This is a genomic window from Herbaspirillum sp. C9C3, from assembly GCF_013359625.1.
Classification (GTDB): Bacteria; Pseudomonadota; Gammaproteobacteria; order Burkholderiales; family Burkholderiaceae_D; genus Herbaspirillum.
In genome coordinates, this window is record NZ_JABFMQ010000010.1 from 131,083 (window position 1) to 146,389 (window position 15,307).

General features: G+C 65.2%; 15 protein-coding genes. 7 read left to right on the forward strand and 8 right to left on the reverse strand.

Annotated features, from left to right (window positions below):
- Window positions 1-41 precede the first annotated feature (41 nt).
- Window positions 42-338 (forward strand): FmdB family zinc ribbon protein, encoded by a 297-nt coding sequence (locus HNO82_RS12100; protein ID WP_175343889.1) that lies wholly within the window; start codon window positions 42-44, stop codon window positions 336-338.
- A gap of 21 nt (window positions 339-359) precedes the next feature.
- Here HNO82_RS12100 and HNO82_RS12105 read toward each other — a convergent pair whose 3' ends face one another.
- Together HNO82_RS12105 and HNO82_RS12110 are read right to left on the reverse strand one after the other, a co-directional pair.
- On the reverse strand, window positions 360-596 hold the full coding sequence (locus tag HNO82_RS12105) for a hypothetical protein (RefSeq protein ID WP_175343890.1): 237 nt from the start codon (window positions 594-596) through the stop codon (window positions 360-362).
- 12 nt (window positions 597-608) lie between these two features.
- On the reverse strand, window positions 609-1,481 hold the full coding sequence (locus tag HNO82_RS12110; RefSeq protein ID WP_175343891.1) for an HDOD domain-containing protein: 873 nt from the start codon (window positions 1,479-1,481) through the stop codon (window positions 609-611).
- Window positions 1,482-1,620: 139 nt separating this feature from the next.
- Here HNO82_RS12110 and HNO82_RS12115 point away from each other — a divergent pair, with 139 nt between their 5' ends.
- A complete protein-coding gene (locus tag HNO82_RS12115) occupies window positions 1,621-3,975 on the forward strand; it encodes a DUF3141 domain-containing protein (RefSeq protein WP_175343892.1) in 2,355 nt (784 codons plus the stop codon).
- Between the two features lie 24 nt (window positions 3,976-3,999).
- Here HNO82_RS12115 and HNO82_RS12120 read toward each other — a convergent pair whose 3' ends face one another.
- From HNO82_RS12120 to phnX, 4 genes are all read right to left on the reverse strand, one after another.
- Window positions 4,000-4,545, reverse strand: a complete 546-nt coding sequence (locus tag HNO82_RS12120; protein ID WP_008329474.1) for a glycerol-3-phosphate responsive antiterminator — start codon at window positions 4,543-4,545, stop codon at window positions 4,000-4,002.
- 174 nt (window positions 4,546-4,719) lie between these two features.
- Window positions 4,720-6,246: an FGGY family carbohydrate kinase gene (locus HNO82_RS12125; protein ID WP_175343893.1), complete on the reverse strand. Its 1,527-nt coding sequence runs from the start codon at window positions 6,244-6,246 to the stop codon at window positions 4,720-4,722.
- Complete coding sequence (locus HNO82_RS12130) at window positions 6,233-7,705, reverse strand: MFS transporter (RefSeq protein ID WP_175343894.1); 1,473 nt, start codon at window positions 7,703-7,705, stop codon at window positions 6,233-6,235. Before HNO82_RS12130 ends, HNO82_RS12125 begins: the two co-directional genes overlap by 14 nt.
- Before the next feature lie 176 nt (window positions 7,706-7,881).
- Window positions 7,882-8,709 carry a phosphonoacetaldehyde hydrolase gene (gene phnX, locus HNO82_RS12135; protein ID WP_175343895.1) on the reverse strand — a complete coding sequence of 276 codons (828 nt, stop codon included), beginning with the start codon at window positions 8,707-8,709 and terminating at the stop codon, window positions 7,882-7,884.
- Between the two features lie 158 nt (window positions 8,710-8,867).
- Here phnX and HNO82_RS12140 point away from each other — a divergent pair, with 158 nt between their 5' ends.
- The 4 genes from HNO82_RS12140 (at window position 8,868) to HNO82_RS12155 (ending at window position 11,020) form a co-directional block, all read left to right on the forward strand.
- Complete coding sequence (locus HNO82_RS12140; protein ID WP_008329467.1) at window positions 8,868-9,728, forward strand: LysR substrate-binding domain-containing protein; 861 nt, start codon at window positions 8,868-8,870, stop codon at window positions 9,726-9,728.
- A 73-nt stretch (window positions 9,729-9,801) separates the two neighbouring features.
- A complete protein-coding gene (locus HNO82_RS12145; protein ID WP_008329455.1) occupies window positions 9,802-10,104 on the forward strand; it encodes a Dabb family protein in 303 nt (100 codons plus the stop codon).
- A gap of 7 nt (window positions 10,105-10,111) precedes the next feature.
- Window positions 10,112-10,546, forward strand: a complete 435-nt coding sequence (locus HNO82_RS12150; RefSeq protein ID WP_008329454.1) for a PaaI family thioesterase — start codon at window positions 10,112-10,114, stop codon at window positions 10,544-10,546.
- Window positions 10,547-10,588: 42 nt separating this feature from the next.
- A complete protein-coding gene (locus tag HNO82_RS12155; RefSeq protein WP_175343896.1) occupies window positions 10,589-11,020 on the forward strand; it encodes a GNAT family N-acetyltransferase in 432 nt (143 codons plus the stop codon).
- Window positions 11,021-11,033: 13 nt separating this feature from the next.
- On the opposite strand, the gene HNO82_RS12160 is transcribed toward HNO82_RS12155, so the two are convergent.
- A complete protein-coding gene (locus HNO82_RS12160) occupies window positions 11,034-12,617 on the reverse strand; it encodes a methyl-accepting chemotaxis protein (RefSeq protein ID WP_175343897.1) in 1,584 nt (527 codons plus the stop codon).
- Window positions 12,618-12,927: 310 nt separating this feature from the next.
- Here HNO82_RS12160 and HNO82_RS12165 point away from each other — a divergent pair, with 310 nt between their 5' ends.
- Window positions 12,928-14,253 carry a dicarboxylate/amino acid:cation symporter gene (locus HNO82_RS12165; protein ID WP_008329451.1) on the forward strand — a complete coding sequence of 442 codons (1,326 nt, stop codon included), beginning with the start codon at window positions 12,928-12,930 and terminating at the stop codon, window positions 14,251-14,253.
- Between the two features lie 89 nt (window positions 14,254-14,342).
- Here HNO82_RS12165 and HNO82_RS12170 read toward each other — a convergent pair whose 3' ends face one another.
- On the reverse strand, window positions 14,343-15,248 hold the full coding sequence (locus tag HNO82_RS12170; protein ID WP_175343903.1) for a LysR family transcriptional regulator: 906 nt from the start codon (window positions 15,246-15,248) through the stop codon (window positions 14,343-14,345).
- Window positions 15,249-15,307 lie beyond the last annotated feature (59 nt).

The window sequence follows — 15,307 nt, forward strand, 5'->3', positions numbered from 1 at the left end:
CCTGGTCGGGTTTTTTGTCGCAGATTCTTGAGGAGGACAACATGCCTTTGTACGACATCCGCTGCAGCCATTGTGAAGGCATTTTCGAACGGCTCATTGCCCTGCAGGGCCTGCATGGGCAGACCACCTGTCCTTACTGCAAGCAGGAGACCGCAGCCTCGCCCATGCCCACGGGTGGCCATGTGGGATTGCAGGTCAAGTATCGCTGGCAGCCGCGCAACGGGGCCGAACAACTGGCCGGGCAGGGCGCGACCGGGCCCGGCACGCATGCGGGCGCAGGGCGCAGCAGCGTACTGCACAACTGCAAGGGACACAGCTGCAGCATCTGTGCCACCTGAGGCGCAATCCGACGTGGCAGTTCAGGCGAAGAGATAGGCGGCCAGCACCAGCAGGCCCACGCCGGCGAGGAACCCGAACAGGGCGACCAGATCGAAATCCCCTGCCTGCGCACGCCAGTGACCCGCGCGCAGAGGCAGCCAGCGGGGATAACGGCCCAGCGTGAGCAGCTTGAGCAGACCGGCGCCGAGCAGATAGAACACGGTATTGAAGGCCAGGTAGCGCAGCAATCCCATGATCAGAGCGATGAGACTGTCCATGTCGGGTCGTCCTTATTCCAGCATGGCGTCCAGCCCTGCTGCCAGTTCGGTAAGCGAAGGCATGGCGCGCTCGGCCTTGTCGGCGGCGTGCTTGACCAGCACCGGCATCCACGCCGGATCCACGCCCAGTTTCTTGGCCACGGCAATCGGATAGGTGGCCAGCGCGGCCTCGTCATCGAGCGACAGCACGTTCACGCGCGCAGCCCATGCGCCCAGGTGGACCCAGGCAGCGGCGCGATCGAGGCGGCTGGCGGCCAGCGGATCGGGCACCGAACGCAGGGCGGTCACCAGCGCATCCGGGAAGTGCCAGATCGCCGCCAGTTCGGCCGAGACGTCGGCGTAATCGAAGCCCCAGGTCTGATTTTCCCGTGCGGCACGGTCGGCATCGAGTACATTGCACTGCTTGTCCAGCGAGGCGACGGTAGCAGCAGCGACCGCATGCAGTTGCAACTGGCCGATGCCGTGCATCATGCCGACCGTGAAGACGGCGTCGCCATTGTCCTCGCCGTTGATCCCGGCGTGCATGGCCAGCCAGCGCGCCGCCACCGCGGTATGGAGCGTATGGCGCCAGAACTGCGGCAGGTCCATGCCGCGCGTGCTCTTGAAGGCGGCCACCATGCCATTGCCCAGCACCAGGTTGCGCACCATGATGAAACCCAGCATGCGCAGCGCATCGTCGACCGTGCCGATGGTGCGCGAAGCATGAAAGAACGCTGAATTGGCCAGCCGCAATACCTTGGCCGTCAGTGCCGGGTCCGCCGCGATCTGCTGGGCGATCTCGTGGGCGGAGACTTCCTCGCTGTCGAAGCTGGCCATCAATTGCTGGACCACCTTGGGGATGGTCGGCAGTTTGCCAGGCTGGTCCACCAGGCTCTTGAGTTCCATGAAAGTTCCTCCGTGCAATGGTTTTCAGGGGATTTCATCCCCAATTCCGGGAATTGCGGTTCCATTGTCGCAGAGATCGAACGATTTGCTGACGATCTGCATCAGTATGATGGATGTCTCACTTGACCGGAGTGCACCCATGGCAAGCCGCAAGACCCCCGATTCCCCCGCCCTCGACCATCCGGCTGCCCCCGCTGCGGCCTGGAACGACGTGCCGCTGTATGTGCAGGATTGCGTACAGCGCAGTTTCCTGTTCCTCGATACCTTGCTCGACCGTGGCAATGACTATCTGCAACATCTGGAACAGGGTACGCCACCGCTGCTGAAGTTCGAGCATGAGCTGGTACTGGACGGCCACGACCTGCCGCAACCCTGCAACTACGCGCTGTTGCGCCTGCAGCCGCCGCCCGGGCTGGCGGTCGATGCGCAGGCGCGGCCGGTGGTGGTGGTCGATCCGCGCGCCGGGCATGGTCCTGGCATCGGCGGTTTCAAGTTCGATTCCGAAGTGGGCATGGCGATGAAGGCGGGGCATACGGTCTATTTCGTCACTTTCCGTCCCGAGCCGGAAGATGGACAGACGCTGGTGACGGTGATGGACGCCGAGGCGATGTTCCTGGAAGAGGTGATTCGTCGCCATCCGCAATGCCCGGCCAAGCCGGTGGTGATCGGCAACTGCCAGGCCGGCTGGGCCATGATGACGCTGGACGCAGTCCGGCCCGAACTGTTCGGCCCGCTGATGATGGTCGGGGCGCCGGCGTCCTACTGGGCCGGCAGCTCCACGCTCAATCCCATGCGCTACAGCGGCGCCACCCTTGGCGGGACCTGGCTGGCTTCGCTGGCGGCCGACCTCGGGGCGGATCGTTTCGATGGCGCCTGCCTGGTGGAGAATTTCGAGAAGCTCAATCCGGCCAATACCTTCTGGAGCAAGTACTACAACCTGTGGGCCGGGGTCGACCAGGAGGCGCCACGCTTCCTGGAGTTCGAACGCTGGTGGGGCGGTTTCTTCCGCATGACCGGTGCCGAGATCGAAGCCATCACCGAGAACCTGTTCGTGGGCAACAAGCTGGCGCGCGGCGAGCTGGAGGTCAGAGGCCGTTCAGTGAATCTGCGCGACATTACTGCGCCCATCGTGGTCTTCGCCTCCTGGGGCGACAACATCACGCCGCCGCCGCAGGCGCTGAACTGGATCATCGATGTCTGGGGTGACGAGCGCGCCATCGCCGCCGCCGGACGCACCATCATCTACGTGCTGCATGAAAGCGTGGGGCATCTGGGCATTTTCGTGGGCGGTTCGGTGGCGCTCAAGGAGCACGACCAGTTGGTCAGCTCGCTGGACGTGATCGAGAGCCTGCCGCCGGGCCTCTACGAAATGAAGCTGGAGCGCAAGGATGGCCGTCCGAGCCAGCGCTGGGATGCGCTGGAGCCAGGCGACTATACGGTGCATTACCAGCACCGCACCATGGAGGACCTGCGCAAGCTCAATCCGGAAGGACGCGAGGAAGAGTCGATCTTCTCGACCATCAGCCAGTGGTCACAGATCAATGCGCAGTGGTACAAGACCTGGATGCGGCCCTGGGTGCGCATGACGGCCACGCGCGAGAGCGCCAGCGCGCTCATGCGCATGAATCCCCTGCGCATGCAGCGGCAACTGTTCTCGGACACGCATCCGGCGGCAGCCTTCATTCGCCAGCAGGCCGCGGCCGCCCGCGCCCAGCGGGTGCAACTCGACCCGGATCATCCGCTGAAGCAATACGAGCGCCGCATGGCGCAGAAGATCACCGACGAACTCAATGCCTGGCGCGACCAGCGGGATGCCCGTACCGTGCGCATGACGCGCCAGCTGTTCGGCCCGACCGGCCTGGGGGCCTGGCTGCCGCCGCACGAGCCCGATGCCGACGTGGCCCAGCGCTGGGCGCAGCAGGAGCTGGGGCGCTACCGTGAGAGTGTCATCGACCAGATTGCCGAGGGCAGTTTTGCCCAGGCGGTATGCCGCATCGTCATCGCCGGCATGGTCTCCATTGGTGCGTTCGAGCGGCGCAGTCTGCGTCTGGCGCGGCTGCTGGCGCAATTGCCGAACATGCACGCCAGCGTTTCACCGCAGACCAACTGGGTGCAATTGCTCAAGGAGCAGGCGCGCATCACGGCGGTGGCACCGGTGGAGGCGCTCAATGCGCTGGGGCAGATGCTGCCCGATACCGCCTCGCGCGAGCGTGCGCTGGCGCTGGCGGCGGCGGTGATGATGATCGAGCCGACGCTGGCCAATCCGCGCTCGGAAATCATCGAGCTGCTCATGGGTACGCTCGACGTCGATCCCGATCGCGTGATCGCGCTGGCGCGCAAGCTCACCAAGGCCATCGGCGAAGACGGCGGCGATGCGGCACCCACGCGCAAGCGTAGCGCGCGCAAGCCAGTCGTGGCGGCGCCGACGGCCAAGCCGGCCGCTACGAAGAAAAAGGCGACCGGGCCGACCAGGTCGCGTCGGCGCACTGCATAGCCGCTGCATATGCCCGCCACTTGCTCATGGCGCGCTGATCGCGCCGGTCGGCAGGTTCCACAAGCGCTGCTCGCTGCTGGACAGGGCCACCGCCCCGGCCGCCAGCGCCGCACGCGCATCGTCTTCATTGCAGACGAAGCCAGATGCCACGATGGGCGGCAGCACGGCCCGGTCGGCCTGCTGCAGTTGCGTGAGCATAGGCGCCGGCATCAATTGCACCAGGTTGGGTTCGCTCTGTTCCAGTGCCTTCAGGCTGCGTGGCCAGGTGGTGCGATCGGTGACGAACACCTTCTGCATGGTGATCATGCCGGCACGGTTGGCGCGCACCAGCGTGGCCACCCGGGTCGAGACCAGCGCCGGGACGCCGATGGCGACCAGGTAATCGATGGCAGCCTTGTCCTGGGCCAGCCCTTCACAGGTGTCCACATTGAGCAGGGGGAATTTGCCGGCCGCCTTGAAGCTGGCAATGACCGCCTGCAACTCGCGCAATTCCACATGCGCCATGATGCCGACTTCGGCGGCGCTGTCGAGGAAGGCGGTCAGATGCTGCATACCATAGATGGCCGCCATGACCGGCTGGCGCCGCAGCCTGGCTTGCAGTGACCGATCATCGGTGGCGGGCGTGGCAGGGATTGGCGAGGGGCCTGAACGTGTGGAGACACGAGGGGGAGGGGTGGGAGAGCGCATGCGGGGTTCCAGAGTGAAAAAAGAGAAATGAAAACAGCAGGGAAAAGGGCGGTGCCGCTAGTACGCGTTTTGCTGGCGGACGTGTTCCAGCTCGGCGTACAGGCGTGCCTGCCACAGACTGCGACGGCGGCTGCGCTCGGCGGCGTCGATACGCGGTTGGAAGACGGCTTGCAGCCGGGTGCGGGCGCAGGCTAGCGGCAGATCGTCCCACAACAGGCCGTGGCTGCCCGCCAGGTAGGCAATGCCGCGCAGACTGGCGTGGGCGCTCTGATGCGTGCGACAGGTCGGCACGCCCGAGAGGTCGGCCTGTAGTTGCAGCAGCAGATCGCTGCCGGCCAGGGTACCGCCACTCATCATCTGCGTGACCGGCAATCCGGCCTGGTCGGCATTGGCGCTGAGGCTGGCGGCCACGGTCTGGGCGATGCCTTCCACCAGCGCATGCGCGATGTCGGCACGGCTGGTGGCCAGCGACAAGCCTTGCAGGGCGGCCCGCGCGGCGCTGTGACGCAGCGGCGCCTGTACCCCGGCCAGGGCCGGGATGAAACTGACACCACCTGACGAACTCACGCTGGCCGCCAGGGCCAGCAGGCAGCGTGCATTGGGGAACCAGTGCTGGCGCTGGCAGGCCCAGTTCAGGGCGGCACCGGTAGTGGCGCAGTAGCTTTCCAGTGCGAAGTGCGAGACATGGTCGCGACGGCGGGCAGTGACTACGACGCCGTTGCCGTCGCTCTGGCTTGCACCGCCCAGCGCGGCGCGGGTACCGATCAGCACATCGATGAAGCTGCCGGTGCCGTGCTGGCACAGTGCCTGGCCTGCCTCCAGGCAGCCCAGTCCGATCGCGGCGGCCAGCTGGTCACCGGCGCAGGCGCGGATGGGCAGCGCCACGCCGGTGAGGCCGGCGTCGCTGCTGCCGTAGTCGTCGGCATCCTGATACAGCGCCGGCAAGAGCGCGACGGGGAAGCCCAGCGCCTCCAGCCAGTCCAGCGCATAGGCATGGCGATCCAGCACATAGGCGTTGCAGGCCGTGGCATTGGTGGCGCTGGTGGCCAGCAGGCGTCGCCCGCTCAACTGCCAGAGCAGCCAGGTATCGATGCTGCCGAAGCCCAGCCTTCCCCGCTCCCAGGCGCGTGCCACACGCGGGTGGCTGCGCAGCAGCTGTGCCGCCCACAGATAGGGCGAGCGGCTGCCCGTCGGGCGTCCCAGGTGCAAGCGCAGGCAAGGGTCCCAGCGTGGGGCCAGGGCCGCCAGGTCGGCGGCATGGCGGCTATCCTGCCAGGCCAGTACCGGCACCAGCGGTTCGCCGCTGACGGTATCCCACAACACGGCGCTGGCGCGCTGGGTGCTCAGGCCGATGGCGCGCACCTGCAATCCCTTCTGGTCAGCTTGCTGCAGGGTGGCGCGACATACGGCCAGGGTGCGCTGCCAGATCTGGTCGGCATCCTGTTCGACCACGCCGCTGCGGGGTGAATGCGTGGTCAGCGCGCGCCGCTGCAGGCAGGAGACCAGGCCATCTGCCGTGACCACTGCGGCGCGCGTGCTGGAGGTGCCGGCATCGATGGCGAGGATGCCGTCACGGCCTTTCATGGCGTCTTCTGTCGGTACGCGCGGGTGGCGTCATGGCGACGTCGGGTGTCGTCATTGCTTCGAGATCGGGATGGAATCCTGATCGTTGCGGATCCCAGCGTATCAGGCAGCAGGCCAGTGCCGCCAGCAGCGCCAGGGCGGCAACCAGCAGCAGGCAAGCGGCCGTGCCCAGGGCGGACTGCAGCAGCGGAAAGAGAAACAGGGCCAGCGTTGCTGACGCTCCTCCCAGGCTGCCCATCACGCCATTGGCACGCGCGCGCAGTTCGCTGGGAAACGAGAGCGACGACAGGCTCTTGCCGTTGGCGCCCGGACCGGCCGCGTGGCACAGCAGGAACAGCGAAGGGAGCAGCAGGGCCTGCCATCCCGCGAGCTGCCGCCAGGACCCGGCCAGCACCAGCAGGACCAGGCAGCACATCGCAAAGCCCCAGGCCGCCGCCTGTCTCAGGCCCAGTCGACGCGCCAGGGCGGGCGCCAGCAGGCCTCCCGCGAGGCCGCATACGTTGAAGATCAGCACGCCCAGGGCGGCCTGGGAGAAATCCTCGCCAAAGAGCTCCATGCCCAGCACCGGCAGGTACCAGCCGATGGCGAAGTATTGCACCGCCTGGCCGATCTGCACGCTGGCGGCCAGCATGATGCGGGCACGGTAGGGGCGACGCAGCAGCGAGCGCAGACCCGGATCCGAGCGACGTGGCATGCCTGCCAGACCGAAGCCGGGGGCGTCCGGTGGGTGCAGCAGGGCCTCGGGGATCTGGAAGGATTGGCCGGGATAGAGCCGTTCCAGCGTGTCGGACAGTGCCTGCCAGCGCTGGCGGCGGGCCAGCCAGCAGGGGCTTTCCACCAGCAGCAGCATTTGCAGGTTCAGCAGCAACAGCGCGGCGGCGGCGGTGAAGGCGAGCGGGTAGCGCCACAGGCTGTCGCCGACCTCCCATTGCTCTACCGCCAGTGTCAGCAGCAGGTTGCTGCACACGGCCAGATACCACAGGGCTTGCCACAGGTTCAGGCGATGGCGCAGTCGTTGCGGCGTCAGTTCGGCCAGCATGGCCATGGCGACGGCAAAATCCAGGCCAAAGGCCAGACCGGCGATGACGCGTCCGGTCACGAGGGTTCCAAACTCTTCGCCGAAGGCGACCAGCAGGGCCGCCGCCAGGACCAGCAACTTGGCTGCCAGAAGCGGGCGGACCCGGCCCCAGCGGTCGGCCAGCCAGCCACCCAGGGGATTGGCCAGCAGGGCGGAGAATGCCGCCGAGGACGCCAGCAGGGCGACCTCGGACGGCCCCAGGCCGAGCTGGCGGATCATTGGCGCCAGGCCGACGCTCAGGGCGGAGTGCGAAAGGGCCTCGAGGAACAGGCCGCCCAGCAGCAGCCACCACACCAAGCCGGCGTGGCCAGAGAGGGCGGAACGGGAATCGATGAAGGCGACGACATCGTCAATGCCGCGCAGGGGGACTGCGGTGTGCACAGGGCTCTCCTGATGTTGTCTGTAAGAGGCCGTGGCAAACTACGCGCGTGATGAGACCATCTTACAGATGGTCTCTTGTATGAATTATCTGCCGGGCAATTCTATGAGTCCGGCGCCGGGCTTGTCAACGACCGTGAAAGCCGTGCAACGGCCCGTCCGGTGTGCCCGCGCTGACTTCAGGGACGCTCGCCCATGGCCAGGCGCGAGCGTACGTGGGCGACGATCTGCGGCAGGTCGGCCACCGAGTCGATCACGTAGTGGGCGCCCGCGGCACGCAGGCGTTGTTCGGCTTCCTCCTTGCGGTGGGCGGCTTCTTCGGTCGGTAGCGCTTGCAGTTGCGCGCGTGTCAGTCCGACTTCATTACCCGAAAGAGAGACGCCTACACTCCACATCCCGGCGCGCAAGCCTTCCTCGATGCCGGGCACGGTGTCGTCGACCTTGATGCAGCCGGCCACGTCGTCGATCTGCAGCGCCAGCATGTTGGCCAGGGCCATGTAGGGGCCGGGGCGGCCACCGGCCGGCAGTTCATCGCCGGCCACCACGTGGTCGGGGCGGATGCCTTCGGCCGCCGCCATGGGCAGCAGCACGTCCAGTACCTGGCGCGGATAGCCGGAGCAGGAGCCGATCTTGAGGCCCTGGCCGCGCAGCCAGGCCAGCACCTGTGCAGCGCCCGCGATGGGCTGCGAATACTGGCCGACCTTGGCGATCTGCATCGGCATGAAGTGGGCATAGATGGCGTCAATGTCGGCCTGGGTGGGCGCATGGCCGGTGCGCTGCCGCCACTGGGCCGCCAGTGACGGATCTTCCAGCAGCAGGCGGATATGCTGCCACTTGGACAAGCCCATGGGTCCGCGTGCCTGTTGCAGGCTCAGTTCGATGCCAAAGCTGTGGAAGGCGTCCACGAAGATCTGGGTGGGGGCCAGCGAGCCGAAATCGACCAGCGTACCGGCCCAGTCGAAGATGACGGCTTGCAGGGGGCGGCCGGGGCCGGAGGCGGATTGCATGGATTCTCCTTGGAGGTGTGCTGAGGCAGGGAAGGGACGGCGCGGGCCCGCCCGAAGCGCGGCAAGCTGGATGGGAAGAGAGCTTAACGAGACTTTGTGACGCCGCTGTTATCGATATAATCCCGGAAATTGGATAAAGCTATTGACTGGATCTATAGATGACCCCTTCGCAACTACGCGCTTTCCTGGCGGTGGCGCGCCATCGCGGTTTTTCTGCCGCCGCGCGTGCCCTGGGCGTGAGCCAGCCCACCCTGACGACCCAGGTGCAATCGCTGGAGCGAGAACACAACGTGGAGCTGTTCTTCCGCCGGGGCCGTCGGGTGGATCTGTCGGAGACGGCACAGCGCTTGCTGCCCATCGCTCAGAACATCGCCGAACTGGAACTGGATGCGCTGAACCTGCTGGTCAATTCGGGTGCGCTGCACGTGGGTCATCTGCGCATCGGTGCGGTCGGGCCGTTCCACGTCATCGAGATGGTGGATGCCTATCGTGCCCGCTATCCCAAGGTGGAACTGTCGATCAAGCTGGGCAATTCGGCGCAGTCGCTGGCGGACCTGGCCAATTACGTGACGGACGTGGCGGTGCTGGCCAGCTTCAATGACGATGCGCGCTTTCATGCGGTGCCCTACGCCGACCATGCGGTGGTGCTGTTCGCCCATCGCAGCCATCCGTTCTACCAGCGCACGGCGGTTTCGCTGGCCGAACTGGAGCAGCAGCCGCTGATCATGCGGGAGCAGGGGTCGACCACGCGGCTGGCGCTGGAGCAGGCCTTGCAACAGGCCGGCGTGCGTGTGCAGGTGGTGATGGAAATCGGCAGTCGTGAAGCCTTGCGCGAGGCCGTGGCGCGGGGCCTGGGCCTGGGGGCGGTGTCGGAGGCGGAGTTCATTGCAGATGAACGTTTCCGCATGGTGCGCATCGAGGGCGATCCGGTGACCACGCATACCTATGTGTATTGCCTGGCTGAACGCCGCGAAGGGCGACTGGTGGGTTCCTTCATGAAGATCGCCCGACGATCCTGAGGCGCCCGGCACTGAGCACGGGGCTTTGGCTTATCATTACGGATTGTTCATTTTCTGACCAGGAAGAGCTATCGTGATCAAGCATATCGTCATGTGGAAACTGAAGGACCATGCAGAAGGCGCCGACAAGGCCACCAACCTGCGCAAGATGAAGCAATTGCTGGACAGCTGCGCCAACGTGGTTCCCGGCATCCTGAAGTTCGAGGCCGTGCTGGCACAACCTGGCCTGGAAGCTACCTATGACGTGGTGCTCTACTCCGAATTCGCTTCGCGCGAGGCGCTGGATGCCTACCAGGAGCATCCCGACCACGTGGCCATCAAACCTTTCATCGGTGCCGTACGCGAAGCGCGCCAGTGCATGGATTACGAAATCTGAGGCAGGCATGAGTCTGCCCATCACCGAGGTGTTCCCGCAGGGGAATCCCTATCTGGAAGCCCTGGGCGTGGAGGTGCTGGAATACGGCAATGACCGCGCCGTCATGGCACTGCGGCTCAAGCCCGAATTCATGAACAGCTGGCATGTGGCCCAGGGCGGCATCAGCATGACCCTGCTGGACGTGGCCATGGGCTTGTCGGCCCGGGCCGGCGCGCCTGATGCCAAGTCCTCGGCGACCGTCGAGATGAGTACCAGCTTCCTGCAGCCCGCCGGCCGTGCCGGCGAGACCCTCATTGCGCGCGGCCATACTTACCACCGCTCGACCACCATGTGCTTCTGCCAGGCCGAACTGTTCAATGGCGACCGCCTGGTGGCCAAGGCCATGGGCACCTTCAAGCTGATTCGCCGCCTGGACATCTCGCGCAAGCTGGATCACGAGTGAGTGCACGAGCGTATCCCTTTTCTTTTTCGCAGGAAATCCACCATGGAAATCATCACCGGCAGTTGGGAGCAGCTGCGTGCGCAGGCCCAGCCTATCCGTTTCGAGGTCTTCGTCGATGAACAGAAGGTGCCGGCCGAGATCGAGCTCGATGACATGGACCCGCACTGCGTGCATGCCGTCGCCTATGACGCCGCCGGCCAGCCCCTGGCCACCGGTCGTCTGCTGCCCGATGGCCACATCGGTCGCATGGCCGTGCGCAAGGCCGGACGTGGACAGGGCGTGGGCGGCGCGGTGCTGCAGGCGCTGATGGCGGCTGCCCGTGCGCGCGGCGATGCGGAAGTGATCCTCAATGCCCAGCTGCATGCCGAGGGCTTCTACGGGCGCTACGGCTTTGTCCGCGAGGGAGAACCATTCATGGAAGCCGGCATTGCCCACATCACCATGCGCGCCCGACTGCCAGGCACGGGTACCTGAGTTGATCGCTTCTTCAGGCTGACCGGGGGAGTGGCGGCGCGCTCTGCCGCTGTTGGGCCAGTCTGAAGTAACACAGCTGGGCGTTCAGTTCGCGCGCCCGTTCGGCCACCGCTTCGGCGGTGCAGGCCAGTTCCTCGGAGGCAGCGGCGTTGCGCTGGGTGGTGTCATTGAGTTGGATCACGGCCGAGCCGATCTCCTGCACACCTTCCTCCTGCATGCGCGCCGACAGCGTGATCTGGTTGATCTGCTGCGAGGCGTCGCGGATTCCCTGCAAGGTCCCAGCGGCCAGACGCTGGCTGGTCGCCTCGGCCAATTCCACGCTTTGCTGGGCAATCGCGCTGATCTCCTGTGCGCTGTACTGGCTGCGCTCGGCCAGCTTGCGGATTTCCGCTGCCACCACTGAAAAACCGCGCCCGTGTTCACCGGCCCGTGCCGCCTCGATGGCTGCGTTGAGGGCCAGCAGATTGGTCTGATAGGCAATGTCGTCGATGACCCCGACCTGGCGCGCAATGCCACGCATGGCAGCCACCGTGCTCTGCACTGCCGCGCCGCTCTGGTCGGCATCGGCAGCCGCTTTCAGGGCAATCTGGTCGGTGCGGCGCGCGTGTTCGCCGGTCTGGCCGATGGCCTGGCTGATGTTGCTGATGGCACTGTGCACTTCTTCCACGGCGGCGGCCTGCTCGCTGGAGGCGTTGGCCAGGTCTTGTGCGGTGGCGTTGAGCTGGCGGGTGGAGTGATCCAGGGCGTGGGTCAGCTCAGTGACACTGCGCATGATCTCGGTGAGCCGTTCGCGCATGCCGTGCATGGCGTGGAGCAGGCTGCTGCGGTCGCGGCGGCGCAGGGTCACGGCGACGCCGAGATTGCCCTCGGCGATCTGGCGCACGATATCGGCGGCGTAATCCGGCTCGCCGCCCAGTTGGCGACGCAGGCTGAAGATGATCCAGAGGGCAATGGCGATGCCGATGGTCAGCGCCAGACCCGCAATCTGCAGGTTGTGACTGCGCAGTTGCCGGTAATCCTGGTGTGCCGCTTCATAGGAGCTGCGCGTAAAGCTTTCCTGCAACTGGCCCAGCGTGGCCAGCTGGCTCGCCAGGCCGGCCAGTTGGCCGGTCAGTTGCGTCCACCGCCGATTGGCCTGCAGCGGTTCGTTGCTGCGCAGCAGATCCAGCACCTGGGCGCGGTCGGCGACGTAACGCCGCCAGTTCTGCTCGAAGCGCGCCGCCTCGGTCTGTTCCTGCGGCTCCAGTCGGGTCGCCCGGTAGGCCTGCCAGCCTTGCTCGAAGGTGGCATCCAGGGCGGGAATGCGGTCCAGCAAGGGCTTGATGCGCTCGCTGCTGCTGTTGCTGTCTTCACCAGTCGGAGCGGGCAGGTTGGCCAGCATCAGGGCGCGACCCATGACGTCGCGGTTCAGGTAGAGCGCGTCGCGTACCCGGGCGATATGGATCAGCGCCATGGTGCGATCTTCATAAACGTAGCGCAGCTTGTCATTGCTTGCGGCCATGCCCTGCATGTCACGCCAGGCCAGCAGGACCACGCTGCCGCACAGTACCGCCACCAGGATGGCCAGGCGCGCGGTGACCGTCAGTTTTGCTTGCACGATGTTTTCCTTATGAGTGCCGACTGGCCCGGAAAAAGAGAGTTCCGTTCAGTCCGGCACAGAATATAGCGAAGATTGTTGCTTTGCAGAATGAAGAATAAAGCATTTTGCATGCCTCTTTAGTGAAGCTATGTGGTTTCCCACAATACCCGCCCGGAAATGACTGCGCGATACTTGCGGCCGCACCGGGGAGGGGGGAGTTCTCCCGGACCAACAACAAGCACCCGCCAGAACGGACGACGATCCGACCACGGCAGGCGGCAGGTCTCTGCAGGCCCGCTGGTCATCCATGTTTCAAGGAGAAAGCACTATGTCGGCGCCAAAACCGCCCCTTTACAAGTCCCTGTATTTCCAGGTCCTGTGCGCCATCGTGATCGGTATCGCGCTGGGCCATTTCTATCCGTCCACGGGTGAAGCCATGAAGCCGCTGGGCGATGGTTTCGTCAAGTTGATCAAGATGATCATCGCGCCGGTCATCTTCTGTACGGTCGTCATCGGTATCGCCGGCATGGAAGACATGAAGAAGGTCGGCAAGACCGGTGGCCTGGCCCTGCTGTATTTCGAAGTCGTCAGTACCGTGGCACTGCTCATCGGCCTGTTGCTGGTGAACTTCCTGCAACCGGGTGTGGGCATGAATGTCGATCCGGCGTCGCTCGATACCAAGAGCATCGCGGCCTACACTGCGCCCGGCAAGCTGGGTTCGGTCACGGACTTCGTGCTCAGCATCATCCCCAGCAGCATGTTCGACGCCTTTGCCAAGGGTGACGTGCTGCAGGTGTTGCTGGTGGCGGTGCTGTTCGGCTTCGCTCTGCACAAATTCGGTGGCCGCGGCACGCTGGTGTTCGACTTCATCGAGAAGATCTCGCACGTGCTGTTCTCGGTGGTGGGCGCGATCATGAAGGTGGCTCCGATCGGCGCCTTCGGTGCGATGTCCTTCACCATCGGCAAGTACGGTGTGGGTTCGCTGTTCTCGCTGGCCAAGCTGATGGGTACCTTCTATCTGACCTGTCTGCTGTTCATCTTCGTGGTCTTGGGTATCATCACGCGCCTGCACGGCTTCTCGATCTGGAAGTTCGTCAAGTACATCAAGGAAGAACTGCTGATCGTGCTGGGCACCTCGTCCTCGGAATCGGTGCTGCCGCGCATGCTGGCCAAGATGGAAAACGCCGGGGCCAAGAAGACCGTGGTGGGTCTGGTGATCCCGACGGGTTACTCCTTCAACCTGGACGGCACCGCGATCTACCTGACCATGGCGGCCGTGTTCATCGCCCAGGCGACCAACACGCCCATGACCTTCGTGCAGGAGCTCACGCTTCTGGGCGTGCTGTTGCTGACGTCCAAGGGGGCCGCGGGCATCACGGGTTCGGGCTTCATCGTGCTGGCAGCGACGCTGTCGGCGGTGGGCCACGTGCCGGTGGCCGGCCTGGCGCTGATCCTGGGCATTGACCGCTTCATGTCCGAAGCCCGTGCACTGACCAACACCATCGGCAACGGCGTGGCCACCCTGGTGGTGGCCAAGTGGAGCGGCGAACTGGATAGCGCACGCCTGACCAAGGTCCTCAACAACGAGACCGTGGAAGACGCGCAGGCACCGGAAGCGGTGCTGGATCGTACGGAAGCGAAGATGCACCATTAAGCAGCGGCGGGCCTTGCGCCCGCAGCACCGGCTTGACTGATCGGCCCCATCCTCATGTCGTGTTCGGCGTGGCGGTGGGGCCGAAGTCTTTACGGCCGCACTGCCTGCATCAGAAAATCGACAAACGCCCGTACCCGCGCCGACAGGTGCCGGTTGTGCGGATACAGGATGGAAAAGCGCCGGGTGCGATGCCCGGCCGACTGCAGTACTTCCACCAGTTCGCCGCGCTGGACCGCTGCCTGCGCGATGAAGTGGTAGATCTGGAACAATCCACCGCCCGCCATGGCCCAGTTGACGCAGCCCAGCACGTCGTCATGGATGCGCTGGCGGCTCCGGAAATGAAAATCCATGTCGCGCCCCTGGGCATCCTTGAAGATCCACGGCATGGCGCGCCCGGTACCGGGCAGGATGAACTGGATGCAGTCATGCTGCTTGAGCGCTTCCACGCTGTCGGGCCGACCGCGCCGCGCGAGATAATCGGGCGCTGCAAAGACCCCCAGCGTGGCCTCTTCCAGGGTATGGGCGATCAGCCGTGAATCCTGTGGCACACCCAGCCGGATCGCGAGGTCATATCCCTCTTCGACGAAATCGATGACGCGGTTGGCAATGCTCAATTCCACTTCGATCTGCGGATACGCCGCCTGGAAACGCGGCAACAAGGGCAGCAGCCGATAGTGCGCGTAAGGGCTGCCCACACTGATGCGCAAGGGGCCGCTGGGCACTTTCTGCTGGCCGGTGAGGATGCGTTCGGCCTGGGCGATCTGTTCCAGGGCCTGGCGGCATTGTTCGTGATACAGCTCGCCCTCGCGCGTGAGCCGGATCTGGCGCGTGGTCCGGGCAAACAGACGCACGCCCAGTCGCGCTTCCAGCCGACTGATGGAGCGGCTCACCGACGCCGGTGTCAGCCCCAGTGCCTCGGCGGCCGCCGTGAAGCTGCCCAGTTCGGCAGCCTTGCAGAACAGTTCGATGCTGCCTAGGGCCTGTTCACATTCAATCTGTGAGTGCGAGAGGTCGCCAAGCGTTGTCTGCCTAGGCGCAGCGACGCGCCGTGGTG

Bases quoted from the DNA above. Each gene is read 5' to 3' on its own strand.
- HNO82_RS12110 (WP_175343891.1), bottom strand. From the start codon at position 1,481: ATGGAACTCAAGAGCCTGGTGGACCAGCCTGGCAAACTGCCGACCATC.
- HNO82_RS12150 (WP_008329454.1), top strand. From the start codon at position 10,112: ATGAGTCTGCCCATCACCGAGGTGTTCCCGCAGGGGAATCCCTATCTG.
- phnX (WP_175343895.1), bottom strand. From the start codon at position 8,709: ATGCAATCCGCCTCCGGCCCCGGCCGCCCCCTGCAAGCCGTCATCTTC.
- HNO82_RS12105 (WP_175343890.1), bottom strand. From the start codon at position 596: ATGGACAGTCTCATCGCTCTGATCATGGGATTGCTGCGCTACCTGGCC.
- HNO82_RS12125 (WP_175343893.1), bottom strand. From the start codon at position 6,246: ATGAAAGGCCGTGACGGCATCCTCGCCATCGATGCCGGCACCTCCAGC.
- HNO82_RS12115 (WP_175343892.1), top strand. From the start codon at position 1,621: ATGGCAAGCCGCAAGACCCCCGATTCCCCCGCCCTCGACCATCCGGCT.
- HNO82_RS12120 (WP_008329474.1), bottom strand. From the start codon at position 4,545: ATGGCGGCCATCTATGGTATGCAGCATCTGACCGCCTTCCTCGACAGC.
- HNO82_RS12155 (WP_175343896.1), top strand. From the start codon at position 10,589: ATGGAAATCATCACCGGCAGTTGGGAGCAGCTGCGTGCGCAGGCCCAG.
- HNO82_RS12100 (WP_175343889.1), top strand. From the start codon at position 42: ATGCCTTTGTACGACATCCGCTGCAGCCATTGTGAAGGCATTTTCGAA.
- HNO82_RS12165 (WP_008329451.1), top strand. From the start codon at position 12,928: ATGTCGGCGCCAAAACCGCCCCTTTACAAGTCCCTGTATTTCCAGGTC.
- HNO82_RS12140 (WP_008329467.1), top strand. From the start codon at position 8,868: ATGACCCCTTCGCAACTACGCGCTTTCCTGGCGGTGGCGCGCCATCGC.